26 protein-coding genes and 1 riboswitch are annotated in these 26,270 nt (G+C 68.8%); of the genes, 13 read left to right on the plus strand and 13 right to left on the minus strand.

What is annotated here, in order from left to right:
- Positions 1-246 precede the first annotated feature (246 nt).
- Positions 247-1,089, plus strand: a complete 843-nt coding sequence (locus HYG95_RS23670; RefSeq protein WP_245655457.1) for a hypothetical protein — start codon at positions 247-249, stop codon at positions 1,087-1,089.
- A 122-nt stretch (positions 1,090-1,211) separates the two neighbouring features.
- On the plus strand, positions 1,212-1,505 hold the full coding sequence (locus HYG95_RS23675) for a hypothetical protein (protein WP_181701183.1): 294 nt from the start codon (positions 1,212-1,214) through the stop codon (positions 1,503-1,505).
- A gap of 55 nt (positions 1,506-1,560) precedes the next feature.
- Here the strand turns inward: HYG95_RS23675 and HYG95_RS23680 are convergent, their stop codons facing one another.
- The 3 genes from HYG95_RS23680 to HYG95_RS23690 all read right to left on the minus strand — a co-directional run bounded on the left by HYG95_RS23680 (position 1,561) and on the right by HYG95_RS23690 (position 3,359).
- A complete protein-coding gene (locus tag HYG95_RS23680; RefSeq protein ID WP_181701186.1) occupies positions 1,561-2,379 on the minus strand; it encodes an alpha/beta fold hydrolase in 819 nt (272 codons plus the stop codon).
- 106 nt (positions 2,380-2,485) lie between these two features.
- The gene (locus HYG95_RS23685) at positions 2,486-3,058 is read right to left on the minus strand and encodes a methylated-DNA--[protein]-cysteine S-methyltransferase (protein ID WP_181701188.1); all 573 of its coding nucleotides are present in this window, start codon (positions 3,056-3,058) and stop codon (positions 2,486-2,488) included.
- Positions 3,059-3,107: 49 nt separating this feature from the next.
- Complete coding sequence (locus tag HYG95_RS23690; protein ID WP_181701191.1) at positions 3,108-3,359, minus strand: hypothetical protein; 252 nt, start codon at positions 3,357-3,359, stop codon at positions 3,108-3,110.
- 61 nt (positions 3,360-3,420) lie between these two features.
- Here HYG95_RS23690 and HYG95_RS23695 point away from each other — a divergent pair, with 61 nt between their 5' ends.
- Entirely contained in the window at positions 3,421-4,917 is a 1,497-nt protein-coding gene (locus HYG95_RS23695) for a PLP-dependent aminotransferase family protein (protein WP_067642068.1), read from the plus strand.
- On the opposite strand, the gene HYG95_RS23700 is transcribed toward HYG95_RS23695, so the two are convergent.
- Complete coding sequence (locus tag HYG95_RS23700) at positions 4,911-5,999, minus strand: CaiB/BaiF CoA-transferase family protein (RefSeq protein WP_181701193.1); 1,089 nt, start codon at positions 5,997-5,999, stop codon at positions 4,911-4,913. The genes HYG95_RS23695 and HYG95_RS23700 overlap by 7 nt on opposite strands.
- Before the next feature lie 127 nt (positions 6,000-6,126).
- Here HYG95_RS23700 and HYG95_RS23705 point away from each other — a divergent pair, with 127 nt between their 5' ends.
- Positions 6,127-6,609, plus strand: a complete 483-nt coding sequence (locus HYG95_RS23705) for a DUF456 domain-containing protein (RefSeq protein WP_181701195.1) — start codon at positions 6,127-6,129, stop codon at positions 6,607-6,609.
- 3 nt (positions 6,610-6,612) lie between these two features.
- Here the strand turns inward: HYG95_RS23705 and HYG95_RS23710 are convergent, their stop codons facing one another.
- Positions 6,613-7,473, minus strand: coding sequence for an amidohydrolase family protein (locus HYG95_RS23710; RefSeq protein ID WP_181701197.1), 861 nt, complete (start codon positions 7,471-7,473; stop codon positions 6,613-6,615).
- A 123-nt stretch (positions 7,474-7,596) separates the two neighbouring features.
- Positions 7,597-8,985, minus strand: a complete 1,389-nt coding sequence (locus tag HYG95_RS23715) for an FAD-dependent oxidoreductase (protein ID WP_181701199.1) — start codon at positions 8,983-8,985, stop codon at positions 7,597-7,599.
- A 191-nt stretch (positions 8,986-9,176) separates the two neighbouring features.
- Between HYG95_RS23715 and HYG95_RS23720 the strand changes: the two genes are divergently transcribed.
- The 3 genes from HYG95_RS23720 to HYG95_RS23730 all read left to right on the plus strand — a co-directional run bounded on the left by HYG95_RS23720 (position 9,177) and on the right by HYG95_RS23730 (position 11,451).
- Entirely contained in the window at positions 9,177-9,635 is a 459-nt protein-coding gene (locus HYG95_RS23720; protein ID WP_181701201.1) for a hypothetical protein, read from the plus strand.
- A gap of 45 nt (positions 9,636-9,680) precedes the next feature.
- Positions 9,681-9,798: riboswitch (SAM riboswitch) on the plus strand.
- A 17-nt stretch (positions 9,799-9,815) separates the two neighbouring features.
- Positions 9,816-10,232, plus strand: a complete 417-nt coding sequence (locus tag HYG95_RS23725; protein WP_181701203.1) for a rhodanese-like domain-containing protein — start codon at positions 9,816-9,818, stop codon at positions 10,230-10,232.
- A gap of 10 nt (positions 10,233-10,242) precedes the next feature.
- A complete protein-coding gene (locus HYG95_RS23730; protein ID WP_067484412.1) occupies positions 10,243-11,451 on the plus strand; it encodes an O-succinylhomoserine sulfhydrylase in 1,209 nt (402 codons plus the stop codon).
- A gap of 44 nt (positions 11,452-11,495) precedes the next feature.
- Here HYG95_RS23730 and HYG95_RS23735 read toward each other — a convergent pair whose 3' ends face one another.
- Together HYG95_RS23735 and HYG95_RS23740 are read right to left on the minus strand one after the other, a co-directional pair.
- Positions 11,496-12,593 (minus strand): flotillin family protein, encoded by a 1,098-nt coding sequence (locus HYG95_RS23735; RefSeq protein WP_181701205.1) that lies wholly within the window; start codon positions 12,591-12,593, stop codon positions 11,496-11,498.
- A gap of 17 nt (positions 12,594-12,610) precedes the next feature.
- Entirely contained in the window at positions 12,611-12,844 is a 234-nt protein-coding gene (locus tag HYG95_RS23740) for a hypothetical protein (protein WP_181701207.1), read from the minus strand.
- A gap of 115 nt (positions 12,845-12,959) precedes the next feature.
- Here HYG95_RS23740 and HYG95_RS23745 point away from each other — a divergent pair, with 115 nt between their 5' ends.
- A complete protein-coding gene (locus HYG95_RS23745) occupies positions 12,960-13,595 on the plus strand; it encodes a DJ-1/PfpI family protein (protein WP_181701209.1) in 636 nt (211 codons plus the stop codon).
- The gene (locus HYG95_RS23750) at positions 13,592-14,050 is read left to right on the plus strand and encodes a MarR family winged helix-turn-helix transcriptional regulator (protein ID WP_181701211.1); all 459 of its coding nucleotides are present in this window, start codon (positions 13,592-13,594) and stop codon (positions 14,048-14,050) included. The genes HYG95_RS23745 and HYG95_RS23750 overlap by 4 nt, the downstream gene beginning before the upstream one ends.
- 3 nt (positions 14,051-14,053) lie before the next feature.
- Here the strand turns inward: HYG95_RS23750 and HYG95_RS23755 are convergent, their stop codons facing one another.
- The gene (locus HYG95_RS23755; protein ID WP_220139769.1) at positions 14,054-14,815 is read right to left on the minus strand and encodes an HAD-IIA family hydrolase; all 762 of its coding nucleotides are present in this window, start codon (positions 14,813-14,815) and stop codon (positions 14,054-14,056) included.
- Positions 14,816-14,975: 160 nt separating this feature from the next.
- Here HYG95_RS23755 and fgd point away from each other — a divergent pair, with 160 nt between their 5' ends.
- Positions 14,976-15,986 carry a glucose-6-phosphate dehydrogenase (coenzyme-F420) gene (gene fgd, locus HYG95_RS23760; RefSeq protein ID WP_181701215.1) on the plus strand — a complete coding sequence of 337 codons (1,011 nt, stop codon included), beginning with the start codon at positions 14,976-14,978 and terminating at the stop codon, positions 15,984-15,986.
- Between the two features lie 90 nt (positions 15,987-16,076).
- Here fgd and HYG95_RS23765 read toward each other — a convergent pair whose 3' ends face one another.
- Positions 16,077-16,583, minus strand: coding sequence for a nitroreductase family deazaflavin-dependent oxidoreductase (locus tag HYG95_RS23765; protein ID WP_181701216.1), 507 nt, complete (start codon positions 16,581-16,583; stop codon positions 16,077-16,079).
- A 73-nt stretch (positions 16,584-16,656) separates the two neighbouring features.
- Between HYG95_RS23765 and pta the strand changes: the two genes are divergently transcribed.
- Together pta and HYG95_RS23775 are read left to right on the plus strand one after the other, a co-directional pair.
- On the plus strand, positions 16,657-18,735 hold the full coding sequence (pta, locus tag HYG95_RS23770) for a phosphate acetyltransferase (RefSeq protein WP_181701218.1): 2,079 nt from the start codon (positions 16,657-16,659) through the stop codon (positions 18,733-18,735).
- Positions 18,732-19,925: an acetate kinase gene (locus HYG95_RS23775; RefSeq protein WP_181701219.1), complete on the plus strand. Its 1,194-nt coding sequence runs from the start codon at positions 18,732-18,734 to the stop codon at positions 19,923-19,925. The genes pta and HYG95_RS23775 overlap by 4 nt, the downstream gene beginning before the upstream one ends.
- 96 nt (positions 19,926-20,021) lie before the next feature.
- Here the strand turns inward: HYG95_RS23775 and HYG95_RS23780 are convergent, their stop codons facing one another.
- The 3 genes from HYG95_RS23780 to HYG95_RS23790 form a co-directional block, all read right to left on the minus strand.
- On the minus strand, positions 20,022-22,649 hold the full coding sequence (locus HYG95_RS23780) for a serine/threonine-protein kinase (protein ID WP_255495657.1): 2,628 nt from the start codon (positions 22,647-22,649) through the stop codon (positions 20,022-20,024).
- A 581-nt stretch (positions 22,650-23,230) separates the two neighbouring features.
- Entirely contained in the window at positions 23,231-24,187 is a 957-nt protein-coding gene (locus HYG95_RS23785; RefSeq protein ID WP_181701222.1) for a glutamate ABC transporter substrate-binding protein, read from the minus strand.
- Positions 24,184-25,644 carry a hypothetical protein gene (locus HYG95_RS23790; protein ID WP_255495658.1) on the minus strand — a complete coding sequence of 487 codons (1,461 nt, stop codon included), beginning with the start codon at positions 25,642-25,644 and terminating at the stop codon, positions 24,184-24,186. Before HYG95_RS23790 ends, HYG95_RS23785 begins: the two co-directional genes overlap by 4 nt.
- A gap of 126 nt (positions 25,645-25,770) precedes the next feature.
- Between HYG95_RS23790 and HYG95_RS23795 the strand changes: the two genes are divergently transcribed.
- Positions 25,771-26,270, plus strand: a 500-nt coding sequence (locus HYG95_RS23795) for an NUDIX domain-containing protein (RefSeq protein WP_181701224.1), incomplete at its 3' end; no start/stop codon positions are given.

The raw sequence follows: 26,270 nt of genomic DNA on the forward strand, positions 1-26,270 counted from the left end.
GGGCCGCTGCGCCGCTTCGCGGCGGACCCTCCTCGAGGTCGGGTCGTGCGGGGCTGGGAGTGCGGTCATGGCGGACTCGAGTGGTGCCGGGTGGCTGGTTATGTCGGGCAGCTATCGATTTGAGCATCCCTGCGGCTAACGCTATGGTCGCTGCGGCACGCGGGGACGTGCCGGTTACTTCTAGCGTGTGAGTGGGTGTTCGACGTGGTCCGTCGGTGTGCTGGTGTGTGGGGATCGACGGGGCGGATGAGCGCTCGGGCGGTCGCGGGTGTGTTGCCGATGGCGGTTGCGGTGGCCTGTGCGGGTGTCGCCCTTGCCGTGCCGCAGCCGGGTGTGACCGATGAGGTGCCGGAGCAGCCGGGAGTGAACATGCCGGGCGAGGAGGGGCGTTCCAGTCTCGGGGATTTCGAGGGACCTGATTCGCTGGCCTATCTGGCGCCCGAACCGCAGGAAACGCGTCCGGTGCCCGAATACACCACCCCCGCGCCGCCCGTCGTGATCGAGGAACTGCACCTTCCCGAACCGGTCGAGCCCGTCGCCCCGATCGCCCCGCCGCCGCGCACTCTGCGCGTGGGTGACTTCACCGCCCCGGCTCCGGAGGAACTTCCCGCCGAAATCCTCGACGGTGTGAACACCACCGCCGCCGACGTCGAAGCGGCCATCGCCACCCAGGGCCGCTCCATCGGCATCAACCCCAGCCGCTCCGACAAGATCGCCGCCGCGACCGTCGGCGGTGCCCTCGCGGGTGCCGCCCTCGCCGGCGTTCCGGCGGCCGCCGTCGGCGCGGTCGGCGGCGGACTCGCGGGTGCCGCTGTCGGTGCAGGCGCCGGCTTCGTGGTCGGCGCTGTCACCACCGGCACCGCGGGCGCGATCATCGCCGCCGCGTCGGCGGTCCCCACCGGAGGTATCGGCGCCGTGGTCGCGCTCGGCACGGCTGCTGCCGCCACCGCCGCGTCCACCGGTGCGGGCGCAGCGATCGGTGCGGGCGTCGGCGCGGCCGCGGGCGCCGCAGTTCTCGGCATTCCCGCCGCGGCCGCCGGTGCGGTCGCAGGCGGCATCGCAGGCAGCAGCTACGGCGCCACCATCTGACCTCCAGCGGCGCCTGCTGTGGGTCGGCGGAGAACTGTGGCCAGGTGTCCGTTCTCCGGCGCACCTGTGGTGCTCGCCGCGGGCGGGAGTAGCGTCGGGAATGGTTCGGATGGAGGTGGCTGATGGTGCGCACAATGATGGTGGCGGGGGTGCTCGCGGTGGGTGTGCTCGCCGGGTGTTCGACGCCTGAGGCGCCCGCACCGGCGCCGAGCGCGTCACCGGTGCTGTCCACCACCGCCCTGCCGCCCGCCGAGACCCTCGCCCCGTCCCAGCAGCGCAACGAGCGCATCCGGGGAATGCTGTACACGGCCGGGTGCGTCAGCAATGCCTGCGTGCAGACCTACTTCGCCTGCATGGACGGCTACCTCGCCGGCGATCCCTGCCAGTTCTTCCGCGACCATCCGCCGCCGCCCTGACGTACGGGGCAAGGCGGCGATCGTGGCGTCGGCTACCGGCAACGAGACCGGTTGATCACTGTGCGCGCGTGAGGAATTCGCCGATGGCGGGGGCGAGCACCGAGATCTTCGGGTTGTGGCTCACGCCGGGGAGTTCGGCGAACTCGGCGTTCGGCACCACCTCGGCGGCCGCCTTCGCGCCCTTGGTGAGCAGGGGTGCGGTGCGTTCGCCCGCGAGGACGAGGACCGGAACGGAGATGCCGCTCCATTCGGCGGGGTCGAGTTTCTGTCCGCGCATATAGGGCTTCATCACGGCCCAGTCGTGTGCCGTCGAATTCGACGTGGCCGCAAGCTGTTTCCAGAACGGCGTCACCCGCATCACCGCAACCATCAGCGCGGGCATCCCCATCGCCTTGGTCATGTAGTAGCGAACCGTCTTGTCGCGCTTGCCTTCCGCGATCATCGGATGCAGCTTGGTTTCCAGGTCCTTCGGCGGCACATGATGTTTCGCATCGACCACGAAGGGCGGTTCGAACGCGACCACCTCGGTGACGCCGGGGATCTCGCGCGCCGCGAGCAGGGCGAGCGCCGCGCCCGACGACCATCCGAACAGCGCCGCCTTCCCACCCGCCGCCTCCACGAGCGCGGCGATGTCGGCGATCTCGTTCGCCACGTCGTACACGCCGGGGGAGTCGGTGCTGTCACCGCGCCCGCGCCGGTCGTAGTTGAGCACCGTCAGGTCGTAGTCGTCGGCGAGAGTCTGCGCGAGCTCGGTCATGGTCTTGAACTTGCGGAAGCTGAAGGCGCCGCCGATCAGGACGACCGTCCCCGCGGTCCCGTCGCCGACCCGGTCGTAAGCGATCGTTGTGCCGTCGGCCGACGTGACTGTCTGCATGATGTTCCTCTCGATAGCTGACCACCGCAGTGCGACGGTACGCGACCCTGCGCGCCCGCCCTCCGGCTCCTCGGAACAGACGGTCCGGGGCCACCCGATTCATCGCTCAGAAGAGCATGGGTTCACCGAAGCCCGGTGTGCGCTCGATCTCGAGCAGGCGCGCCTTGGTGCCGATGCCGCCGGGTGCGGAGAATCCGTGCAGCGCGTGGTCGGCGGCGAGTACTCGATGACAGGGGATGATGAGGGGAATCGGGTTGCGGCCGAGGGCTTGCCCGACGGCTTGGGCGGAGCCGGGCGCACCGATCCGGATGGCGATGTCGCCGTAGCTGAGGGTGCGGCCCGGGTCGATCTCGCGGGTCACCGCGTAGACGGCGCGGTGGAATTCGGGCACGCCGGGCAGGTCTACCTCGATCCAGCGCAGCGCGTCGACCGTGCCCGCGAGGTGGGCCCGGATGCCTGCGATCGCCGCGACGATCGCGGGGCCGGGCTCGCCTTCGGCCACCGGCTGCCCGCCGAAAGGCCGGGTGATGTGGGCCAGTGTCTGCTCCTCGCTGGCCTCGGGTAGCGCGAACCGCACGACGGTGTCGTCGCGCCAGGCGATGGCGCACAGCCCGATGGCGGTGTCGAAGAGGGCCGCGACCACGGTGCCGGTCCGTGTCGAGTCAGCTCCGGAACTCATGAGCACAGTGTGCGCCGCCCCGGTGACAGGTTTCGGCCCGACCCGCCGCTCAGGCGGCGAGACGGCCACTGTCCGACTTCGAAACCAGGCCAGTTTCTGGCGACTGGACTGGTTCGCCATGACCGCGACTGCGAAGGGCTTCGAGATCGCGGTATTGGCGCTGGTCATCGTAGGTGCCGAAGGCCCGGTCATGAGGCGATTCCTGGAAAGGCCAGAACGGTAGTTCCCCCTCCTTGGGGGCGAAATGGTAGACGGCATAGCCGACGGCGAGGGCAACGGCGAGAGCGAGGAAGGTGGTCATATCCCAAGAATCCGCCCACTGGCCTTGTCAAAAAATAGCCACTCACGGAATACTGGACTTTATGGCGACAAGAGTGATCGGCGCGGCGGGCCTGGCCCGCGACCTCGGCCGGTGGCGCGACCCCGAGACCGACGGCGACGAGCGTCGCCCCCACCGGCCCGCCTACCTGGCGCTGGCCGAGGCCATCCGGCTGCTGATCCACGACGGTCGCGCCCCGCTCGGCGTCGCGCTGCCGAGCGAGCGCGATCTGGCGGCCACCCTCGGCGTCAGCCGCACCACCATCACCTCCACCTACTCGCTGCTACGCGAGCACGGCTACCTCATCAGCCGTCAGGGTTCGCGCAGCACGGTCGCGTTGCCGCCGAGCATCCAGCACGACGGTGCCCGCCCGGCGCGCGGCATCATGGCGCTGATGGCGCAGCCGGAGCTGCCGACCATCGACATGACCTACGCCGCCATGTCCGCACCGCCGGAACTGCACGACGCGTATTCGGTGGCACTGCAAGGTATTCCGGCCTACCTCGGCACTCACGGCATGGACCCGGTCGGTGTGCTCGCGCTGCGCGAGGCGCTGGCCCGCCGCTACACCGCGCGCGGCCTGCCCACCGAACCCGACCAGATCCTGGTGACTCTCGGTGCGCAACACGGGCTTCGGCTGCTGCTCAATGTGCTCACCTCACCGGCCGCCCGTGTCCTGATCGACCATCCGTCCTATCCGAACGCGATCGAGGCGATCCGCGATGTCGGCGCGCGCCCCATCCCGGTGCCGCTGCGTCCCGAATTCCCGAGCGCGGGTTGGGATCTGGAAGGACTGCGCAGTACCGCCAGGCAGACGGCGGCCACCCTGGCCTACCTCGTGCCGGACTTCAACAATCCCACCGGCCTGCTGCTCGACGCCGACGGTCGCGCCGAACTGGCCGCCATCGCCCGCGACACCAGAATGACCATCGTCGTCGACGAGTCGATGCGCGACCTCAACCTCTCCGACGACGATATGCCGCCGCCCGTCGCGGCTTTCGCGAAGGGCTCGGAGATCATCACCATCGGTTCGGCGTCCAAGTCGTTCTGGGGTGGCCTGCGCGTGGGCTGGGTGCGCACCAATCAGGCGCTGATCACCAAGCTGCTCGGCATCCGCGCCACCGTCGACCTCGGCACCCCGGTCATGGACCAGTTGGCCACCGTCCACCTGTTGGAGAACGCCGAACCCATCCTCGACCGGCGCCGCGCCCAGCTGCGCGCCCAGCGCGCCACCCTGCTCGCGGCCGTGGCCGAGGAGTTGCCCGACTGGCACATAGCGCCCGGCGCGGGTGGCATGTCGGTATGGGCGCAGCTGCCGAGTCCGGTGTCGACCGCACTGGCCGCCACCGCGCCCAACCACGGTGTATTGCTCGCCGCCGGACCACGTTTCGGCGTGCAGGGCGCGTTCGAACGGTTCATCCGACTGCCGTTCACGCACCCCGAAGCCGACCTGCGGCTGGCCGTGAAGTCGATCGCCGCCGCCTACACCGCGCTCACGCCGCGCGCCGCCGACCCACTCCAGCCGCTCACCTGCTACTGAGCCCAGACATCTTCGATCGGCGTCGCCGCGCTCGGCGGCGGCGTGGGGGTGCCGCCCTGGGTGCGCGAGAACCGCGGCGCGGGCGCGTGCTGCACCACGTCCTCGATCTCGATCAGTCCCTCGCGGGCGCGGATGTGCTCGTTCTGGGTGGCCTCGGTGAAGGTGAGCACCGGGGTGGTGCAGGCGTCGGTGCCATCGAAGATGGCGGTCCACTCGTCGCGGGTCTTGCTCTTGAACTTCTCGGTGAACAGCTTGCGCAGCTGCTCCTGGCCGTCCGGGTCGAGCTGCTGGGGCAGGCCCTCCGGGTCGATGCCGAGACCGGCGAGCAGTTGCTCGTAGAACTGCGGTTCGATCGCGCCGACCGCCATGTACTTGCCGTCGGCGGTTTCGTAGGTGTCGTAGAACGCCATCCCGGTGTCGAGCAGGTTCTCACCGCGCTCGTCGGACCACAGGCCGACGCCGCGCATGCCCCACACGAAGTGCGAAAGGGCAAGTGCCCCATCGACCATCGCCGCATCGATCACCTGTCCCTTGCCCGAGGTCGCACGCTCGACGAGCGCGGCGAGCACACCGGTCACCAGGAACATCGAGCCGCCACCGAAGTCGCCGACCATGTTCAGCGGCGGCACCGGCCGCTCACCCTTGCGCCCGATGGCGTTGAGCACGCCGGTGAGCGAGATGTAGTTGATGTCGTGGCCCGCGCGGTCGGCCATCGGACCGTACTGACCCCACCCGGTCATCCGGCCGTAGATCAGGCGCGGGTTGCGCGCGAGCGCGTCGTCGGGGCCCAGGCCCATCCGCTCGGTGACGCCGGGCCGGAAGCCCTCGAGCAGCACGTCGGCCTTCTCGACCAGGTCGAGCACCTTGGCCACGTCGGCGGGGTTCTTCAGATCCGCTTCGACGATGGTGCGTCCGCGCCACTGCGGGCGCTCGATGAAACCGGGCAGCTGCCGGGGCCGCTGCACCCGCACCACGTCGGCGCCGAGATCGGCCAGTAGCAGGGCGGCGTGCGGGCCCGGGCCGATCCCGGCCAGCTCGATGACCTTGATGCCCGCGAGGGGGCCCTGACCGGTGGTGCTCACGTGGTGACCTCATTCGTCGTCGAACGGTATTGACAATCCGACAATAGCGTCGCGGTGGCGGCACCGGTAGACCATGCGGGAGAATTCGCACCAGCGCGACTCGGCGCGATATGGGAGGAACCCGGCAGTGAGCGTATGGGGTGAGGTCCTCGTCGGCCTCGTCATTCTGGTCGGCATCATCGGCGTGATCGTGCCCATCCTGCCCGGGGTGATCCTGATCTTCGCGGCCGTCGCGGTGTGGGCGTTCCTCACCGGCGGTGCGGGCGCCTGGACGGTGTTCGCCATCGCCTCGGTGGCGCTGATCCTGTCGGGCGTCGTGAAATACACCTGGCCGGGGCGGCGCATGCGCGAAGCTGGCGTGTCGAACCGAGCGTTGCTCGTCGGCGCCGTCTTCGGCATCGCCGGGTTCTTCGTGATCCCCGTGGTCGGGTTGTTCATCGGGTTCGTGCTCGGCGTGTACGTGGCGGAACTTCAGCGGTTGAAGACGCATGAAACCGCCTGGCCCGCAACGATGCACGCGCTCAAGGGTGTCGGCTTGTCGATGCTCGTGGAACTGTTCGGCGCGCTGGTCGCGTCGGGAGTGTGGCTCGCCGGGGCGCTGTTCGTCTGAGGCTCAGGGTCTTTCGATGATCGGGAGCGGGCGGGTCTTGTCGTCGCCCGCGCCGGGCAGTGCTGATCGCGGGATCGGCAGGGTCGGGTTGTCGTGGGGCGCAACCTGCTCGGGCTCTGGCCTGTGTACGGGGGGCAGGCGGTAGCACTCGCGGGCGTTGTCCTCGAGCACGGCGTGCATGTCGGCGCCGACCACCTGGCAGATCAGGTCGATATCGGCATCCTCGAACGGTCGGCCCGCCCGGGTGCCGGGCAGATCGGAGCCGAACATCAACGCGCGGGGGTTCACGGTGTGGATGCGCCGCAGCGTTTCGGCCACGTCCATGTCGACCCGGCCGAAGCCGGTGGCCTTCACCCTCGCGCCGCGATCGACCAGATCCAGCAGGTAGGGCAGGCCCTCGGCGGACATGCCGAGGTGGTCGATGGACAGGGCGGGCAGTTTGGAGATCACCGGCTGCAACGATGCGAGCATCTGGCCGTCGATGTAGAGCTCCACGTGCCATCCGGCCAGTTCGTGGGCCCGCAACGCCTGCAATGTCATCTGGGTGATGTCGGCGGCGGCGCGTTTGAGGTTGAACCGGATCGCCCGCACGCCCGCCCGGTCGAGCTCGAGGATCTCCTCGTCACCGGCATCCAGGTCCAGGCGGGTGACGCCGACCCACTCCGGACCCAGCTCGCCCAGGGCGGCCTTCAGGTATGCCTGATCGGTGCCTTGGAACGATGCGCTGACAACGGCACCACCGCGAACATCGAAGTGCGCCATCCGCTTTCGATAATCGGCGATCGTGTAGGGCTCCGGCAGGTAGCCCTCGTTCTCGATCAGCGGGAACCGCGGATCGATGATGTGAACATGCGCGTCGAACACTTGTACAGAATGCCTCGAGCTAGGCGGATCGGCCGACTTCGGCCGAGATGACAGGCGAGTACGCGCGGAAAAGGCCGGTGGGCGAGGGTGCTGATCTCGCGTCCACCGGCCTTGTCATCGCTGTTACGCCTTGTGGGGCTCGCTCGCGCGGAGCATGTCTTCGCGTTCCACGACCTTGACGCGTTCGCGGCCTTCGGGTTCGCCGAGGGCGCGTTCGTGGGCGTCGAGGCGGTACCAGCCGGCCCAGGTGGTGAACGGGATGCCCTTGCCCTCGAGGAACTCGGTGACGGCGTCGAGTTCCGGCTTGGGGGCCGGGGTGAAGTTCTTCGCGTCGTCGAGCAGGCAGGCGATGGTCTCGTTGGCGTCGCCCTTGGTGTGGCCGATCAGGCCGACGGGGCCGCGCTTGATCCAGCCGGTGACGTAGGTGGCGGGCATGAAGCGGGCGTTGCCTTCGGCGCTCTCGTCGGCGATCACGCGACCGGCCTCGTTGGGCACGGTGCCTGCCTGATCGTCGAACGGCAGCTGGTTGATGTTCTGCGACAGGTAGCCGACGGCGCGGTACACGGCCTGCACGTCCCACTGCTTGAACTCGCCGGTGCCCTTGACGTTGCCGGTGCCGTCGAGCTGGGTGCGCTCGGTCTTGAGACCGACGACGCGGCCGTTCTCGTCGCCGACGATCTCGGCGGGCGACTCGAAGAAGTGCAGGAACAGCTTGTGCGGGCGATCGCCCTGGTCGCGGATGGCCCACTGCTCGAGGGTGTTGGCGACCATGTCGACCTGCTTGGAGTTGCGGCGCGCGGCCTCGGAACCCTCGTCGTAGTCGATGTCCTCGGGGTCGACGATCACCTCGATGGTGGGCGAGTGGTCGAGTTCACGCAGCTCGAGGGGGGTGAACTTGGCCTGCGCGGGACCGCGACGCCCGAAGACGTGCACCTCCACGGCCTTGTTCTCCTTGAGTCCCTTGTAGACGTTCGGCGGGATCTCGGTGGGCAGCAGCTCGTCGCCGGTCTTGGCGAGCACGCGCGCCACGTCGAGGGCCACGTTGCCGACACCGAGCACGGCGACCTTCTCGGCATCCAGCGGCCACGAACGCGGCACGTCGGGGTGCCCGTCGTACCAGGAGACGAAGTCGGCGGCACCGTAGGAACCGTCGAGATCGATGCCGGGGATCGGCAGCGCGCGGTCGGCGTTGGCGCCGGTGGAGAAGATCACCGCGTCGTAGAACTGACGCAGGTCGTCGAGGGTGATGTCGGTGCCGTAGTCGATGTTGCCGAGCAGGCGCACCTGATCCTTGTCGAGCACCTTGTGCAGGGCGGTGATGATGCCCTTGATGCGCGGGTGGTCGGGCGCGACGCCGTAGCGGATGAGACCGAAGGGCGCGGGCATGCGCTCGTAGAGGTCGATGCTGACCTCGGCATCGGACTTCATCAAGGCGTCGGCGGCGTAGATACCGGCCGGTCCCGCACCCACGATCGCGATGCGAAGCGGGCGAGTCGCTGTCTGTTCGGTCATTGTCTACGCGCACCCTTTGGTCGAGAAACGATGTGACGGCGTCAACTTAGCTTAGGCTAAGTCGCGATCCGGCTGTTGGCAGCTGCCGTCCTCATCGGCGGCAGGCCGTAATCAACGCGATTCTAGCTGCGGTGTTGCGGCTACCCGGCGCGCGGTGTAGCTGTCCGCCCCGGGTCTGTCAGGATTACAACATGAACGAGGAGCAAACTGGCTCGGACGATCAGCCCATCGAGGTCGATCAGACCGACAAGCGGTCCATCGTCCCGTTCGTCGCGGCCGCGGTGATCGCGGTCGTCGTGCTCATCAGCATCGTCGTCGGCGGGCTCCTCGCGCCCGCTGAGAAAAATGTCACAGAGGCCGATCGGCTCGCGGCCGCCGTCACCAATTATATCGACGCGCGCTCGCGCACCGATCAGCGTCCGCCGCCCGGGGTAGCCTGCCCCGGTTTCGACGAGGCGAAATCGGGCCTCACCGAACGGCTCGGCGGCCCGGAATCAGCGGCGACGATCGACAAGAAGGGCTTTGCCAACGCCACCGTGAACGGCAACCGGGCCAAGATCGACGCCACGGTTTCGGTGGGCGGGCAGTCGACGTCGAGCACGTGGAATCTCACCCGGGTCGACGGCGCCTGGCTGGTGTGCACCCCCTGAGGGGTTTGACACGGTGACCAGTGCCGGGGCAATCTCAGATCGCAAGGTCATGAGTACCAGCGCCAAGCCCCGGCTCGCTGGTCGGCAACCCTCCTCCGCGGTGGGGTGCTCCGGGTGACGACCTGGCCGTGTGCTGGACTCCCCGCCACGGCAAGAGCGGATTCACGCAGGAGGATCGACATGAGTTACGCCGGCGACATCACCCCTGAGAAGGCGTGGGAGATTCTGACCGAGCATCCCGACGCGGTGCTGGTCGACGTGCGCACCGAAGGCGAGTGGGCCCACATCGGCATCCCCGACACCATCTCCATCGAACGCCCCGCGCACTTCATCGAATGGGTCGACGGCACCGGCGCGCGCAACCCGCGCTTCGGTGAGCAGCTCGAACAGGTCCTCGCCGACCGCCCGGCCGACGCGCCCGTGGTGTTCCTGTGTCGCTCGGGTCAGCGCTCGGCGCACGCGGCGACGGTGGCGACCGCGGCGGGGATCACCCCGTCCTACAACGTGCTCGACGGTTTCGAGGGCGGCCTCGACGCGTTCGGGCAGCGCGGCAGCACCGGCTGGCGCGCCGTCGGCCTGCCGTGGCGCCAGGCATAAGGAGACTCGCATGATCACCGGTGGTTCCTTCGACAAGCCGCTGCCGGAAGGGGTCGGCCCCGCCACCCTCGGCGTGCGCGGTGGCCTGCGCCGTTCCGGATTCGACGAGACGTCCGAGGCGCTGTATCTGACTTCCGGCTTCGTCTACGAGAACGCCGAGGCCGCCGAGGCCGCGTTCACCGGCGATGTCGAGCACTTCGTCTACTCCCGCTTCGGCAACCCGACGGTGGCCATGTTCGAGGAGCGCATCCGCCTGCTCGACGGGGCCGAGGCGGCGTTCGCGACCGCCTCGGGCATGTCGGCGGTCTTCACCGCGCTGGGCGCGCTGCTGAAGGCGGGCGACCGGCTCGTCGCCGCGCGCAGCCTGTTCGGCTCCTGCTTCGTGGTGTGCAACGAGATCCTGCCGCGCTGGGGCATCGAGACCGTCTTCGTCGACGGCGACGACCTCGACCAGTGGGAACAGGCCCTGTCGGTACCCACCCAGGCCGTGTTCTTCGAAACCCCGGCCAACCCGATGCAGACCCTGGTCGACGTGCGCAAGGTCACCGAACTGGCCCACGCCGCAGGCGCGAAAGTGGTGCTGGACAACGTCTTCGCCACCCCGCTGCTGCAGCGCGGGTTCGAACTCGGCGCCGACGTGGTCGTCTACTCCGGCACCAAGCACATCGATGGCCAGGGCCGCGTACTCGGCGGCGCCATCCTCGGCGCCAAGGACTACATCGATGGTCCGGTGAAAACCCTTATGCGCCATACCGGTCCGGCTCTGAGCCCCTTCAACGCCTGGACCTTGCTCAAGGGCTTGGAGACGATGCCGCTGCGCGTGCGTCAATCCACCGAATCGGCGCTGAAGGTCGCCGAATTCCTGGAGACGAACAAGTCGGTCGAATGGGTGAAATACCCGTTCCTGCAGTCACATCCGCAACACGCCTTGGCGCAGGAGCAGATGTCGGGCGGCGGCACCGTCGTCACCTTCGCCCTGCACGGCGACGACGGCAAGAAGCGCGCCTTCGAGGTGCTCAACCGTCTGCGCATCATCGACATCTCCAACAACCTCGGCGATGCCAAGACGATGATCACCCACCCGGCCACCACCACCCACCGGGCCATGGGCCCGGAGGGCCGCGCCTCGATCGGCCTGTCCGACGGCGTGGTCCGCATCTCGGTCGGCTTGGAAGACATCGAAGACCTCCTGGGCGACCTCGACCACGCCCTCAGCTGATCCGCCGAACGGCCCGCCGGACTCCCGGCGGGCCGTTTTCGGTTTCAGGCCTTGTCGACCTCGCCGTTGGACAGGGCCTTCTGCAGCGAGTTGAAGACCGTCAACCCCTGGCCGACCATGCCGTTGACCAGTTCGCTCACGCCGTCGGGTCCGTTGAGGACGGTGAGGTTGGCGTTGGCGAGGCCGTTGGAGGCCTGGCGGACGATCTCGGGCAGTTGCTCGATGAGCAGCTGGTCGAGGGCGATGCGGTTGTTGGAGGCGGCGGCCTCGGCCTGGATGCGGGTGCGGTCGGCCTCGGCCTCGGCGAGGATACGGACCCGTTCCGCCTCGGCGAGTGCGGGTTTCACGACTTCGGCCTGCAGTTCCTGCTCGCGCAGTTCGGCATTCTTGCGTGCCTGTTCCGCCTGCGCGGTGAGGACCTCCTGCCGGGCGACCGCGTCGGCGAGCGGACCCGCCTGCGCCGCTTCGGCATTGGCCTTGTCGATGTCGCGCTGGTACTGCGCCTTGAGCAGCGAGGTCTCGCGCTCGTATTCCGCGCGGCGGCGCAGCGATTCCTGTTCGGCCTCGGCGGCGCGCTGGGCGGCCTGGGCCTGGGCGATCTGGGCGTCGCGCTGCACGGCCGCGTTGTGCGGGGCGGCGAGGGCTTCGATGTAGCCGAGGTTGCCGTCGTCGATCGACTGGATCTGGAACGAGTCGACCCACAGGCCGATATTGCTCATCTCCACCTTGGACGCGATCAGCACCTCGTCGGCCAGCTTCTGGCGTTCGCGGATGATCTCCTCGACGGTCATCGAGCCGACGATCGAGCGCAGGTGACCGGAGAAGATGCGGCCGGTGAGCACCGACATCTCCTTCTCCTGTTCGGACAGGAAGCGTTGTGCCGCATTGACGATCGACTGGGCGTCGTTGGCGACCTTGAACGCGATCACCGCGCGCACGTCGAGCTGGATGGCCTGCTTGGTGACGCAGCGCTCGCGGATCTCGGATTCGAACATGGCCAGCGACAGGTAGCTGACCTTGCGGAACAGCGGGATCACCCAGGTGCCGCGACCGATGATCACCTTGAACGGCGCGTTGTCCTTGACCTTGGCGCCGCTGACCAGCATGGCCTCGTCGGGATCAGGAACGTGATAGCCCAGCATCTGAGCCTCCCTTGCTTTCAGTTGTCTTGCGGCAGTAGGTGTGTGAGAGGTATCCAGGGCACGACGTCGACGAGCCTGCCCGGATTGACCGCGACGATGAGCACGGTCGCGCCCGCCTCGATCGGTTCGTCGGCGCGCGCGAGATACAGCTCGGTGCCGCCACGAATGGCGACGAGTACTTCGCCGAGGGCGCCCGCGGCGCGGATCGGTGAGGTGATGGTGCCGGTCAGTCCCTGCACCGGGTCGGTCATCGTGGCCAACTCCCTTGTCTCGCACCGGTTGTGCGTCAGCCTACGGAGTGGCGCCTGGCAGCGGGTTGCAAAATTCTTATTGACAGCATCCTGTCAATAATGACAGGATGCTGTCATGACCAAGAAGGCAGTTCACGTGGCTGTGTACGACACTCTTTCGGACTGGGAAGTCGGCGCGGCGACGGTCAATATCGCCGACGACTCCTGGCATCGCGAGCCGGGGCGATTCGAGGTGGCGACGGTCGGGCTCACGACCGCGCCCGTCACCACCGCCGGACGCATGCGGGTGACCCCCGACCTGGCCCTGGCCGACATCGATCCCGCCGACAGCGCGATGCTGATCCTGCCCGGCGCCGACCTGTGGGACGCGGGCGACGACCTGGCTCCCTTCGCCCGCAAGGCGCGGGAATTCCTCGCGGCGGGCGTACCGGTCGCGGCGATCTGCGGCGCCACCCTCGGACTCGCCAAGGAGGGCTTGCTCGACGACCGCGCACACACCAGCAACGCCGCCGAATACCTTGTCTCCAGCGGCTATTCCGGCGCCGAGCACTATGTCGACGAGTCGGCGGTGACCGACGGTGACCTCATCACCGCAGATGCCATGTCTCCGTTCGAGTTCGCGCGCGAGATCTTCGTCCGCCTCGATCTCTTCGAGCCGCAGGTACTCGACGCCTGGTACCAGCTGTTCGGGCAGAAAGACCCCACCGGCTACTTCGCACTCGCCGAAAACGCAGGCGGGCAAGCAGATTGAACGAACAACAGCAGCTACTCGACGCGGCCGCGCTCACCGTCTACCGGCTCAACGGCCAATTCCTCGCCCTCGGCGACGAATTGGCCGCACCTGCCGGAATCTCGGTGGCGTGGTGGCAGGTGATGGCGGCGGTGGAACATCAACCACTGCCGGTCGCCGGGATCGCCCGCGCCATCGGCATCACCCGGCAGAGCGTGCAGCGGGTGGCCGACATCCTGGTCGGCAAAGGGCTGTGCGAATACCGGCCGAACCCGGCGCACAAACGGGCCAAACTGGTCGCGATCACCGCGGCGGGCGAGGCGGCCATCCGTCGCATCGACCCACAGCACGAGGTGCTGGCCCGCCGCCTGGCCGACGCACTCGGCCCGGCCGAGTTCGCCGCGACCGTCGAGACCCTCACCAAGTTGTCGGCGGCGCTCGACACCATCGGTGCGGGTGACCTCAGCGCAGGCTGACCGTCACAGCTCCACGAACGGCGTCCGGGTGCGATTGAGCAGGTCGGCGACCGAGTCGACGACCAGCGTCGGCCGGAAGGGGTACTTCTCGACCGAGGACTTGGTCGAGATGCCCGAGGTGACCAGGACCGTCCGCATGCCCGCCTCGAGACCCGCTATCACATCGGTGTCCATCCGGTCGCCGATCATCACCGTCGACTGGGAGTGCGCGCCGATACGGCGCAGCGCCGAACGCATCATCAGCGGGTTCGGTTTGCCGACGTAGTAGGGGTCCTTGCCGGTGGCCCGGGTGATCAGGGCGGCGACCGAACCCGTGGCGGGCAGGACGCCGTCGCGGGAGGGACCGGTGGCGTCGGGGTTGGTGGCGATGAACTTCGCACCGCGGTCGACCAGGCGGATCGCGGTGGTGATGGCCTCGAAGGAGTAGGTGCGGGTCTCGCCGAGCACCACATAGTCGGGGTCGCTGTCGGTGAGGACGTACCCGATCTCGTGCAACGCGGTGGTCAGCCCCGATTCGCCGACCACGTACGCGGTCCCGTTGGGGCGCTGGTCGTCGAGGAAGGTCGCCGTCGCCAGCGCCGAGGTCCAGATCGACTCCTCCGGGATGTCGAGGCCGGTGTGGCGCAGCCGGGCCTGCAGATCGCGTGGGGTCCGGATCGAATTGTTGGTCAGCACGAGGAACGGGATCTCGTTCTCGCGCAGCTCGGCGAGGAACTCGTCGGCACCGGGGATCAGCTGATCCTCGTGCACCAGCACGCCGTCCATATCGGTCAGATACGACAAGATCTGGTCATCCTTGGCGGTCACCAGCTAATCATCCGCTAAAACCCGGCGCAGTGGGAGACGAAACGGCGACGGTGCGGATCGCGGGCCGCGCGCTAGGGTCGAGGAGGCAGCGGTCAGCGGAGGAACAGGAGTGGCTGGAATGGTCGATCTCAAGCTCGGGTACAAGGCGTCGGCGGAGCAGTTCGGACCACGAGAGCTGGTCGAGTTGGCGGTGGCCGCCGAGCAGCACGGCCTCGACAGCGCCACCGTGAGCGACCACTTCCAGCCGTGGCGGCACAACGGTGGCCATGCACCGTTCTCGCTGGCCTGGCTCGCGGCCGCGGGCGAGCGCACCGAGCGCATCATGCTCGGCACCTCGGTGCTCACCCCGACCTTCCGCTACAACCCGGCGGTGATCGCGCAGGCTTTCGCCACTTTCGGCTGCCTGTACCCGGGCCGGATGATGCTCGGGGTCGGCACCGGCGAGGCGCTCAACGAGATCGCCACCGGGTACAAGGGCGAATGGCCCGATTTCAAGGAGCGTTTCGCCAGACTGCGTGAGGCCGTGCGGCTGATGCGCGAACTGTGGCTCGGCGACCGGGTCGATTTCGACGGCGAGTACTACCACACCGTCGGCGCCTCGATCTACGACGTGCCCAAGGACGGCATTCCCGTCTACATCGCGGCCGGTGGCCCGGTGGTCGCCAGGTACGCGGGTCGCGCGGGTGACGGTTTCATCTGCACCTCCGGCAAGGGCATGGACCTCTACACCGAGAAGCTGCTGCCCGCCGTAGCCGAGGGCGCGGCCAAGGCCGAGCGCGACCTGTCCGCGATCGACAAGATGATCGAGATCAAGATCTCCTACGACACCGATCCCGAACTCGCCCTGGAGAACACGCGTTTCTGGGCGCCGCTGTCGTTGACCCCCCAGCAGAAGCACGACATCACCGACCCGATCGAAATGGAAGCCGCCGCCGACGCGCTGCCCATCGAACAGGTCGCCAAGCGCTGGATCGTCGCCAGCGACCCCGACGAGGCCGTCGCCCAGATCAAGCCCTACCTCGACGCGGGCCTCAACCACCTGGTCTTCCACGCCCCGGGCCACGACCAGCTCCGCTTCCTCGACCTTTTCAAGCGCGACCTGGCGCCCCGCCTGCGCGCCCTGGGCTGAGCTCCCGCTGGACAGTTGATCACCACGCTCTGCTGGCGTTCGGCATCTCGGTCGATGCCGCCACCAGAGGGTGGTGATCGTGCGTCCGGGTCAGGCCCGGCGGAGGGCGAAGATGCGTAGGTCGCGGGTGGTGCGGTCGCGGTAGGCGGCATAGGCGCCGGTGATCTCGACGAAGCGGGCGAAGATCGCCTCTTTGTCCGCGTCGGGGACGAGGGTGGCGGTCACCTGGATGCGTTCGCCCGCGATGGCGACGGTGGCTTCGGGGTTCGCGAGGAGGTTGACGGTCCAGGCGGGGTGCTTGGCCTGGCCGAAGTTGGAGCCCACCACGTAGAGGGTGTCGCCGTCGTGGACGTAGAGCAGCGGCTGGGTGCGTGGCTGTCCGGATTTGCGGCCGATGGTGGTCAGCAGGATCACCGGGGCGCCGATCGGGCCGAGCACGGTGTACTTGGCGTCGGTGCGTTCGAGCACGGCCCGGTCGAGCGGGGTCAGGGTGCGGATCAGCAGGGAACCGGGCTTGGTCGCGGCGAAACGGTTGGCGGCGCGCGACAGCAGATTCGTGCGTGAACCCCAGAGTCGCTCCGGGAACTGCGGTGTCATGGCCGGACTATAACCGCGAGGATCGCGCCACACCGAACCCCCGGATCGCCGTCGATTAACTAAGCTCGCGGGCATGGTCGAACCAGCGCCGTCCACCGTGTACATCGCCTCGCCCGAGGGCGACACCGGAAAGTCAACGGTCGCCCTCGGTGTCCTGCAGATGTTGTGCGCCACGACAGCGCGGGTCGGCGTGTTCCGGCCGATCACCCGCTCGGCCACCGCACCCGACTACATCCTCGAGTTGCTGCTCGAGCACAGCACCGCCGACATCAGTTACGAGCAGGCCGTCGGCGTGAGCTACGAGGACGTGCACCGTGATCCCGACGCCGCCATCAGCGAGATCGTGATGCGGTTCCACGATGTGGCCAAGGCCTGCGACGCGGTGGTGATCGTCGGCAGCGACTACACCGATGTGGCCAGCCCGAGCGAGCTGCGCTACAACGCCCGCATCGCCGTGAACCTCGGCGCCCCGGTGCTGCTCGTGGTGCGCGGTGCCGAACGCACGCCCGCCGAGGTGAAACAGCTCGTAGAGCTCTGTGAGAGTGAACTCGCCGGCGAGCACGCACAACTGGTCGCGGTGATCGCCAACCGCTGCGCTCCCGACGGGATGGACGAGATCTGCGCCGCCCTGGCCGATTTCGACGTGCCGTCCTGGGGCCTGCCGGAAGTGCCGCTGCTGATGGCGCCCACCATGGGCGAGCTGTGCGAGGCCATCGACGGCGAAATCTACAGCGGCGACCCGGAATTGCTGCAGCGAGAGGCGCTGCGCATCATGGTCGGCGGTATGACGGCCGAGCACATCCTCGAACGGCTCTCCGACGGCGTGGTGGTGATCGCCCCCGGCGACCGCTCCGACGTGCTGCTCGGTGTGATGAATGCCCATGAGGCTGCAGGCTTTCCGTCGCTGGCCGGGGTCATCATGAACGGCGGCATCCGCCCGCATCCGGCCATCGCACGGCTGATGGAGGGTCTGCAGCCCAAGCTACCGATCCTCACCACCGAACTCGGTACCTACGACACCGCCAGCGCGGTGCACCGCACCCGTGGCCGCATGTGGGCGGGCAGCCCGCTCAAGGTCGACACCGCGCTCGCGCTGATGGAACAGCGTGTCGACGCGTCGGCCCTGCTCGAACGCATCCAGGTGCCGTCCTCGACGGTGGTCACCCCGCAGATGTTCGAGTACCGCCTGATCGAGCGTGCCCGCTCCGACCGCAAACGCATCGTGCTGCCCGAAGGCGACGACGACCGCATCCTGCGCGCCGCGGGTCGGGTGCTGCAGCGCAAGATCGCCGACCTGACGATCCTCGGCGACGAGGCCGCCGTGCGTTCCCGCGCCGCCGAACTCGGCGTCGACATTGCCGCCGCCCAGGTACTCGACCCGCGCACCTCCGGTTACCTCGACGAATTCGCCGCCGAGTACACCGAATTGCGCAAGCACAAGGGCATGACGCTGGAGCGGGCCCGCGAAACCATGGCCGACATCTCGTATTTCGGCACCATGATGGTCTACAAGGGCATCGCCGACGGGATGGTCTCCGGCGCCGCGCACACCACGGCGCACACCATCCGGCCCTCGTTCGAGATCATCAAGACCACCCCGGGCGTCTCCACGGTGTCGAGCGTGTTCCTGATGTGTCTGGCCGACCGGGTGCTCGCCTACGGCGACTGCGCCGTCGTGCCCGACCCCACCTCCGAGCAGCTGGCCGACATCGCGGTGTCCTCGGCGGCGACGGCGGCCCGGTTCGGGATCGAGCCACGGGTGGCGATGCTGTCGTACTCGACGGGCGCGTCGGGGACCGGTGCCGATGTCGACAAGGTCCGTGCCGCAACCGAATTCGTGCGTGAGCGCGCCCCGGAGCTGCCGGTCGAGGGGCCCATCCAGTACGACGCGGCGATCGAGCCCGCCGTCGCGAGCGCGAAGATGCCCGACTCCGATGTCGCGGGCAAGGCAACGGTTTTCGTCTTCCCCGACCTCAATACCGGCAACAACACCTACAAGGCGGTGCAGCGCAGCGCCGGTGCCGTCGCCATCGGGCCGGTGTTGCAGGGCCTGCGCAAGCCGGTCAACGATCTGTCACGCGGCGCCCTGGTGGCCGACATCGTCAATACCGTGGCGATCACCGCCATCCAAGCGCAGGGAGACGCGAAGTGAGTGACCTGGTCCTGGTGCTGAACTCCGGGTCTTCGTCGATCAAATACCAGCTGCTGCACGCGGATTCGGGTGAGGTGGTCGCCTCCGGGCTGGCCGAGAAGATCGGTGAGGCGCACGGTGGGCGCATCGTGCACGAGTGCGGTGGGCGAAAACTGGTGCACGACGGGCCGATCGCCGATCATCGTGACGGGCTGCGGCAGGCATTCGAGATGTTCCGGGAGACGGGAATCGACCTGACCACCGTCGGCGTCGGGGCGGTCGGGCACCGGGTGGTGCACGGCGGCGAGGTGTTCTGGGAGCCGACGATCGTCACCGACGACGTGCTCACCACCATCCGGGACCTGTCCGAGCTCGCGCCGCTGCACAATCCGGCCAATGCCGTCGGTATCGAGTCGACGCGGGAGTTGCTGCCCGGCATCCCGCAGGTCGCCGTGTTCGACACCGCTTTCTTCCACGGGCTGCCCGATGCCGCCAAGACCTACGCTATCGACGCGAAAGTCGCTGCCGCGCACGGTATTCGCAAGTACGGGTTCCACGGCACCTCGCATCAGTACGTGTCGGAGAAGGCCGCCGAGTTCCTCGGACGTGACTACACCGAGCTGAACCAGATCGTCTTCCACCTGGGCAACGGTGCGTCCGCGTCGGCCATCCGGGGAGGCGTCGCGGTGGACACGACCATGGGTATGACCCCGCTCGAGGGCCTGGTGATGGGTACGCGGCCCGGCGACCTCGATCCCGGCATCGTGCCGCATCTGGTGCGCGTGGCCGATTTGGATCTCGCGCAGGTGGAGCAACTGCTCAACCGCGATTCCGGGCTCAAGGGGTTGTCGGGGGTCAACGATTTCCGGGAGCTGGGCGAGCTGGTCGACAAGGGAGACGCCGCAGCGAAACTGGCCTACGACGTCTACATCCACCGCCTGCGCCGCTACCTCGGCGCGTACCTGGTGGAGCTCGGCTCGGTGGATGTCGTCGTCTTCACCGCAGGTGTCGGCGAGAACGCAGCGAACGTGCGCGCGGACGCGCTCGCCGGGCTGACGGGCCTGGGTATCGAGGTCGATCCGGGACGCAACGAAACCCGGACGCCAGGAGTCCGCCGCATCTCGCCGGAATTCTCCCCGGTCGAGGTTCTGGTGGTCCCCACCAACGAGGAACTCGCCATCGCCCGGGCCGCCCACCAGCTCACAAGCTGAGGGACTGGCACCCACAGGGCTCGGTTTCTCGGCCGCCTTGATCTGGACCGACCGGGGGCGCACCGACGGAGCGTCGAGTCCCTGTACGCCGATGTCTCAGAACCAGGTTTTGGCGCGTAGCGAGTTGGCCAGGTCGATCAGCGCGTAGCGGTGGGTGCGGTCGGCGGCATTGCGGGCCAGGGCGCGCAGGCCGGTTTCGGTGCCATCGCGCAGGTCGCGTTCGTCGAAGGGGCGACCGAAGAGCTTGGCGTCCTTGCGTTTCGGTGAATTGCCTGCCTGCAGCCACGCCAGGGCCGTGCCCTGCACCAGGGTGCGCATGAGGGTGGCGCGGTGTTCGCCGGGCGGGACGGACTGGGCGCGGGAAGCGGCCAGGCGCAGCACCTGCTCGTCCAGGTCGGCGACGGGAGCGCTGGTGAGCAGCAACAGGATTGCCGTCGTCTGGGCGGTGGTGAAGTGGCGCGACGCGGCCGGAACGTCGTCGAGGGCGTGCACGGCTTCACCGACCCGGCCCGCCACGGCCAGCTGCCTGGCCAGGCCGAAGGCGGCGCTCACCACGGCGCGGTCGGTGCGCCACACGGTGTCGTAATAGCGTTCCGCGAAGGCTCGCCACTGCTCGGGTTCGGGGGAATCCCAGTGTTGCAGAATGAGTTCCGCCGTCGCGGCCAGTGCCAGCTTGGGGGCGATCTCGCCGGGGAGCACGCGAAGGACCGCCTCGAACGAATCGAACGCTGCCTCGTAGTCGAGTTCCAGCAGATGCGCTTGTCCGGCGAACCAGTCCGCACGCCAATCGGAATCGTTCGGCACCCGCTCGAGCAAATGCAGCACGGCGGCCGATTCGCCGAGCTCGAGCCGTGCGCGGGCCTCGGCGAAGAGGAGTTCACCGGCGAGGGTTTCCGGTGCGTTGTCGGGATCGGCCTCGGCCCGTTCGCGGGCGTCGTGCAGGGCTTCCAGGACGCGCTCGGGTTCGGGATTGGCGGTGGCGGCCAGCAGGGGAGCGGCCGGGTCGGCGGGGTCGATCAGCGGAATCGGCAGCGCCGCGACCACTTCGCCCGAGTCCATCAGCGGTGAGCGCCCGACGCCGTCGAGATAGGCATCGGTCTGGCTGATGAGCTCCTCGGTGCCGAAACTGGTGCGCTGTGGACTGAACACTGTGGACAGCTGGGGATGTTCGGTGTCGGTGTCCTGGGCGAGGATCTCGCGCAATACCCCGGCCAGCTGCGCCGACATGGCCCGCGCCGAAGGGAAGCGCCGGTCCGGATCGCGATCGGTCGCGGTGAGCAGGAAACGGTGGAAGAACTCGTAGCGGGCGAGCACGGGTTCGGCGGCAGGGTCGGGCAAGCCATCTAGGTAGCGGCCGTGCTCGCTCGGCAGGTGCAGGGTGAGGGCGGCGAGCGTACGCCCGACCGTGTACACGTCGGAGGCGGGGGTGGGTCCGGTCCTGGCGATCTCGGGCGCTTGGAAACCCTTGGTGCCGTAGAGGTTTCCGTAGGCATCGATGGTGGCCACGGCGCCGAGGTCGATCAGTTTTACCTGGTCCTCGGTGACCATCACATTGTCGGGCTTGAGGTCGTTGTAGGTGAGCCCGATCGAATGCAGGTGTTCGAGCGCGGGTAGGACCTCGAGCACATAGGCGATGGCCTCGGCCACCGGCATCCGTTCACCGTGCGGGTGGGCATCGAGGATGTCGCGCAACGACTTTCCGCCCACGTACTCCATGACGATGTAGCCGATACTCGACCCGTCACCGGCAGTGTGTTCGACGAAGTTGTGGATCTTGACGATGCTCGGATGCGCCACCTCGGCCAGGAACTGCCGTTCGGCCACCGCCACGGCCTGCGCTTCGGCGTCACCCGCGTGCAGCAAGCCCTTGAGCACCACCCACCGGTCGCTGACATTGCGGTCGATCGCCAGGTAGATCCAGCCGAGCCCGCCGTGCGCGAGACAACCCTGGATCTCGTACTGCCCGGCCACCATGTCGCCCTCGTGTAAGGACGGGCGGAAATCATAAGCGGCACCACAGGTCTGGCACTCACCACTGCTCGACGCGGCCCGCGCAGGCGTCGACCGGCCGACCGGATCCCCGCACCGCCAGCAGAACCGCCGCCCCTCCGAAACCACCGGATCGGTGAGCACCGCATCCCGTGGATCAGCGGGTGTCACGGTCGGAATCGGCACCAGCCCGGCCCCCAACCGCCGCGTCGGCCGCGACCGCGCCGTCCGCACACTCCGCCCCGACCGCACCGTCGCCCCGGACTCCGTTTCCGCAGGCACAGCAGTACGCTCCGCCGCCTGCGTAGCCGCCGCAGCCCCCGACTGAGCAGCCGCGGTAGTACGCTCCGCCGCCTGCGTAGCCGCCGCAGCCCCCGACTGAGCAGCCGCGGTAGTACGTTCGGCCGCTTGCGTAGCCGCCGCAGCCCCGGACTCGGCAGGCGGGGCGGTACGTTCGGCCGCCTGGGTGGCAGCCGCAGCCCCAGAGTCGGCAGGCGGGGCAGTGCGTTCGGCCGCCGGCGTTGCCGCCGCAGACCCTGACCCGGCCGCCGCAGGCCCTGGCCCGGCAGCCGCAGCCCCGGGCTCGGCAGCGCGTTTCGCAGCCTGTCCACCCGCCGCAGACTCCGTGGGAATCGGAGTGCGTGCCGCCGCCTGGGTGGCCGCATAGGCTCCCAGCTCGGCGGCGCTGAACTGGTCCGTTCGCTGTGCGGCCTGCGTATCCGAAAGGTCGTCCATGGGCGGCCTTGTCGACGCCTGAGTCGCGGGAGGTTCGTCGACTGTCGGGTGCTCGGCGGGGCTGTTCGATGTGGGCTGGCGGCGTGTACTTGCCTGCGTGGCCGGCCATTCCGGCTCCGTGAGCCCAGGGGCGGCCTGAGTTTCGGACGGCTCTCGCTCGACAGGCCGATGACTCAACTCGGTCGCTGCCGATTCCGGGGTAGGCCGGTGGGGTGGCGTTGCTTCGGAACCCGCGCGCTTTGAAGCAGGCTGTGCGACAACATCTCCCGGCGTCCCGCGATGCGAATCGGCTGCCATGTTCGGACTCGCCTGGGGTGCGGCTGCGTGCGGACGTGGGGTCGTGCCGGTGGGGCTCGGACGGGGTTGTCCGAGGGGGAGTTTTGGAAGGGGTTTGGTTTCGTCGTCCTCAGCGGAGGGTGGCAGAGTCCAGCCGCCGGGGAGCGTGCCGGGTTTCGGGCGTTGGGTGAGGCTGGTGGGTTCGGGGCGTGGGGCGAATTCGGGCGCCGCGTCGTCGGCGTGTGACTGATCGTCCGGGTCGCCTTGGCCCGGTGCGCCTTTCGGTGGCGTTGTACTCATCGCGATCAGTCCTGGTACTTCGGGGCGGGTGGCGTCGCTTCACCGAGCGTGGACAGCCAGCGGCGGTGGATGCGGGTCCAGGTGCCGTCGGTGCGGATGCGGTCGAGGGTGGCGTTGACGAAGCGGACCAGGTCGTCGTCGCCCTTGGGGATACCGATGCCGTAGGGCTCGGCGCTGATGCTGGCACCGACCACCTCGGTGTAGGGGTCCTGGGCGGCGAGACCGGCGAGGATGGCGTCGTCGGTACTCACCGCGTCGACCTGCCGTTGCTGCAGGACGACGAGGCAGTCTGCCCAGGTCGGGACCGTGAGGATGGTCGCGGCGGGCTGATCGCGGCGGATGTGGTCCAGCGAGGTGGTTCCGCGCACCACGCACACCCGCTTGCCCGCCAGATCTGCGAGACCACCGATCCCGGAGTTCTTCATCGCGAGCACCCGCTGATCGGCGCGCAGGTACACCGTGGAGAACGCGACACGCTCGCGTCGTTCGCAGGTGATCGTCATCGTCTTGGCCACCAGGTCGACGGTGTGCTCCTGCAGCGCCTTTTCCCGTTCTTCCGAAGCGAGACTGCGGTATTCGATCAGGTCCGGATTGCCGAGCAGGTCGCGGGCGATCTCGCGGGCGATATCGGCATCGAAGCCGACGATGCGCCCGGTCACCGGGTCGCGGAAGCTGAACAGATTGCTGCCCGCGTCCAGCCCGACGACCAGCCTGCCGCGCGCGCGGATGGCCGCGGTAGTCGGCCCGTCGGCGGTACTCGGACGCAGACTCGCGGTCGGATCGCCGCACTGCTCGCCGGTGCGCGGCGGCAGCGGGGTGTCGGTACCGATGGGAATCGCCTTGGCGGGCAGAGGCGGTTCGGAATACACCGTATGTTCATCGGGTGCCGGTGTGCTGTTGTCGGAACAGCCGCCGAGCAGCGCGACCAGCAGCAGCGCCGCGACGGCGCGCCCCCGCCTCACCGGTACTCCCGCAGCCGGGGCCAGAGCCCGAGCGCCACACAGGCGGCGGCGGCGATGCCGAGCACCAGGGCGCCGGGAGCCAGGAACGACAGCACATCGATGGCCTGGGACACCTTGTCCCGCAACCGATCCCGCGTGGCTGTCCGTGCGTCGTCGAGGGCGCGTTCCAGCGCGTCGACCTGGGCGGCCGAATCGGCGGCGCTCGGGCCGGTCGCCACGGCGGCGGCGCCGACGAAGTCACCACGCTGGAGGGTGTCGTTCATCCGCTGATGCGCCGACTGCCAGCGGGTCAGCGCGGCGCGCGCGTCGGTCACCTCGTCGGCGGCCGGTGCGCCGGACGGGTAACCGTCGAGGAGTTCGGCGAGCCGGGCGGCATTGGCGTCGAAGGTGCGGTCGTAGTCGCCGGTGGCGTCGCGGCGCACCAGCTTCACCATTTCGGCGGCCCTGGCCTGCTGCACCAGGATCCGGCTCTCGGCCAGCCGGGCGGCGGGCACCGCGCCCTCGTCGCGGCAGCGGATCATCGCCACCGCCGACACCGACCCGCCCGCCACCGTCCACAGCAGAGTGAGCGCCACCATCGCGGTACCGATCAACAGGCCCATGTTGAAAACCCGCCGCGACCGGCGCGCCAGCTCCACCTGCACATAGACGAGCGCGGCGAGCGTGAGCACGAGCAGCCCGATCGCGACCCACGGCGGCTGCACGTGCCGGTGCTGGGCGGCGGTCACCGCGTCGAAGCGGTGGTCTTCGAGTTCCTCGGCCATCGGCAGCAGCATGGTCTGCATCTGGTGCGAGGCCTCGCTCAGGTAGGCCGCACCCACCGGGAAGCCGTTGCGATTGTTGGCCCGCGCGGTCTCGATCAGCCCGGTATACACGGGCAGGCCGGTCGCGATGCCCGTGCGCAGGCGCCGGTCGGTGCCAGCGGGGTCGGCCGCCTCCTCGGCGGAGATGTGACCGGCCTGGGTGACCAGCTCGGCGGCCGCTTCACCGATGGCCTGGGTATAGCGGTCACGCACCTCCTCGGGTTCGACGCCGCCCGCGATGAAGGCGCGGCCCGCGGCGGCGTCGGCGATCGAGAGCGAGGTGTAGAGGTGGTTGGCCGAATGCGCGTCGGGTTCGGTGTCGTCGAGCAGGACGCCCAAAGCTTGCTTGCGCTCGCTCACGGTCGTCGAAGTCACCATGCCCGCGGCTACGCAGAGCAGCATCAGCACCAGTCCGGCGGCGAGCAATCGGCCCGGCGTCGACCGCGCGAACCCTCGCAAGCGGGCGGGCTGGAACTGCGCGCGCAGGGCTTTCACGTCGGGTGCGGGCGGTCGATCGGCGACGAGGACCGGTCTGCGCAAGGGCATCCGCCGAGGCGCGGTTCGCGGGTCGGCACCCGCTTCCACCTGCGGTGACGGGCCGGTACGGACAGCCGCGACCTCGGTCGCCGCCTCGCGGTTTCCCGGTTCGACCATCGTTCACCTCCCCGTCCTGTCCGCGCACCCGTCCTGGTGCGGAGTTTATTGTGGTCGTACCGGTGCCGCAGCCCCTCAGACACCCCCGTGGCGGTTGCTGCACGGCTGCTACGGAGAGGGTATTGGATGCGCGGTGACGGAGACGGGTGGGCGGACAGCCCGGGTGGTGTCCGGCACTGGGGCAAGTTCGGTGCGGCGGGCCTGCTGCTGCGCGCGCCGCTGCCCGGTGGTGGGTCGGCGGTGCTGTTGCAGCATCGGGCCGCGTGGAGTCATCAGGGCGGCACGTGGGCGCTACCCGGTGGGGCCCGCGATTCCCACGAGACCGCCCGGCACGCGGCGGTCCGCGAAGCCGAGGAAGAGGCCGGGATCAGCGCCGACGCCGTGCGCGTGCGCGCCGAACGCCTCACTATGACCGCACCCAGCGGCTGGACCTACACGACTGTCGTCGCCGACGCGGCGAGCACGCTGCCGACGGTCCCCAACCAGGAGAGCACCGAACTGGCCTGGGTCCCCGAAGACGACGTCACCGCCCTGCCCCTGCACCCCGGTTTCGCCGCCGCCTGGGTCGGCCTGCGCGCCGTCCCCCTGCGCGTCGTCGATGTCACCCCCGACCTGGCCCCCGCCCT

Origin of the sequence: Nocardia sp. GTS18, from assembly GCF_013839555.1 — a bacterium.
In the GTDB taxonomy this organism is placed as follows: domain Bacteria; phylum Actinomycetota; class Actinomycetes; order Mycobacteriales; family Mycobacteriaceae; genus Nocardia; species Nocardia rosealba.

What these genes read in the sequence shown, in the direction of transcription:
- HYG95_RS23730 (WP_067484412.1), top strand. Translation starts at nt 10,243, where the DNA reads ATGATCACCGGTGGTTCCTTCGACAAGCCGCTGCCGGAAGGGGTCGGC.
- HYG95_RS23790 (WP_255495658.1), bottom strand. Translation starts at nt 25,644, where the DNA reads ATGGTCGAACCGGGAAACCGCGAGGCGGCGACCGAGGTCGCGGCTGTC.
- HYG95_RS23740 (WP_181701207.1), bottom strand. Translation starts at nt 12,844, where the DNA reads ATGACCGACCCGGTGCAGGGACTGACCGGCACCATCACCTCACCGATC.
- HYG95_RS23695 (WP_067642068.1), top strand. Translation starts at nt 3,421, where the DNA reads ATGGCGACAAGAGTGATCGGCGCGGCGGGCCTGGCCCGCGACCTCGGC.
- HYG95_RS23755 (WP_220139769.1), bottom strand. Translation starts at nt 14,815, where the DNA reads ATGGACGGCGTGCTGGTGCACGAGGATCAGCTGATCCCCGGTGCCGAC.
- HYG95_RS23715 (WP_181701199.1), bottom strand. Translation starts at nt 8,985, where the DNA reads ATGACCGAACAGACAGCGACTCGCCCGCTTCGCATCGCGATCGTGGGT.
- HYG95_RS23725 (WP_181701203.1), top strand. Translation starts at nt 9,816, where the DNA reads ATGAGTTACGCCGGCGACATCACCCCTGAGAAGGCGTGGGAGATTCTG.
- pta (WP_181701218.1), top strand. Translation starts at nt 16,657, where the DNA reads ATGGTCGAACCAGCGCCGTCCACCGTGTACATCGCCTCGCCCGAGGGC.
- HYG95_RS23735 (WP_181701205.1), bottom strand. Translation starts at nt 12,593, where the DNA reads ATGCTGGGCTATCACGTTCCTGATCCCGACGAGGCCATGCTGGTCAGC.
- HYG95_RS23670 (WP_245655457.1), top strand. Translation starts at nt 247, where the DNA reads ATGAGCGCTCGGGCGGTCGCGGGTGTGTTGCCGATGGCGGTTGCGGTG.
- HYG95_RS23680 (WP_181701186.1), bottom strand. Translation starts at nt 2,379, where the DNA reads ATGCAGACAGTCACGTCGGCCGACGGCACAACGATCGCTTACGACCGG.
- HYG95_RS23745 (WP_181701209.1), top strand. Translation starts at nt 12,960, where the DNA reads ATGACCAAGAAGGCAGTTCACGTGGCTGTGTACGACACTCTTTCGGAC.
- HYG95_RS23685 (WP_181701188.1), bottom strand. Translation starts at nt 3,058, where the DNA reads ATGAGTTCCGGAGCTGACTCGACACGGACCGGCACCGTGGTCGCGGCC.
- HYG95_RS23720 (WP_181701201.1), top strand. Translation starts at nt 9,177, where the DNA reads ATGAACGAGGAGCAAACTGGCTCGGACGATCAGCCCATCGAGGTCGAT.
- HYG95_RS23690 (WP_181701191.1), bottom strand. Translation starts at nt 3,359, where the DNA reads ATGACCACCTTCCTCGCTCTCGCCGTTGCCCTCGCCGTCGGCTATGCC.
- fgd (WP_181701215.1), top strand. Translation starts at nt 14,976, where the DNA reads ATGGTCGATCTCAAGCTCGGGTACAAGGCGTCGGCGGAGCAGTTCGGA.
- HYG95_RS23780 (WP_255495657.1), bottom strand. Translation starts at nt 22,649, where the DNA reads ATGGACGACCTTTCGGATACGCAGGCCGCACAGCGAACGGACCAGTTC.
- HYG95_RS23765 (WP_181701216.1), bottom strand. Translation starts at nt 16,583, where the DNA reads ATGACACCGCAGTTCCCGGAGCGACTCTGGGGTTCACGCACGAATCTG.
- HYG95_RS23675 (WP_181701183.1), top strand. Translation starts at nt 1,212, where the DNA reads ATGGTGCGCACAATGATGGTGGCGGGGGTGCTCGCGGTGGGTGTGCTC.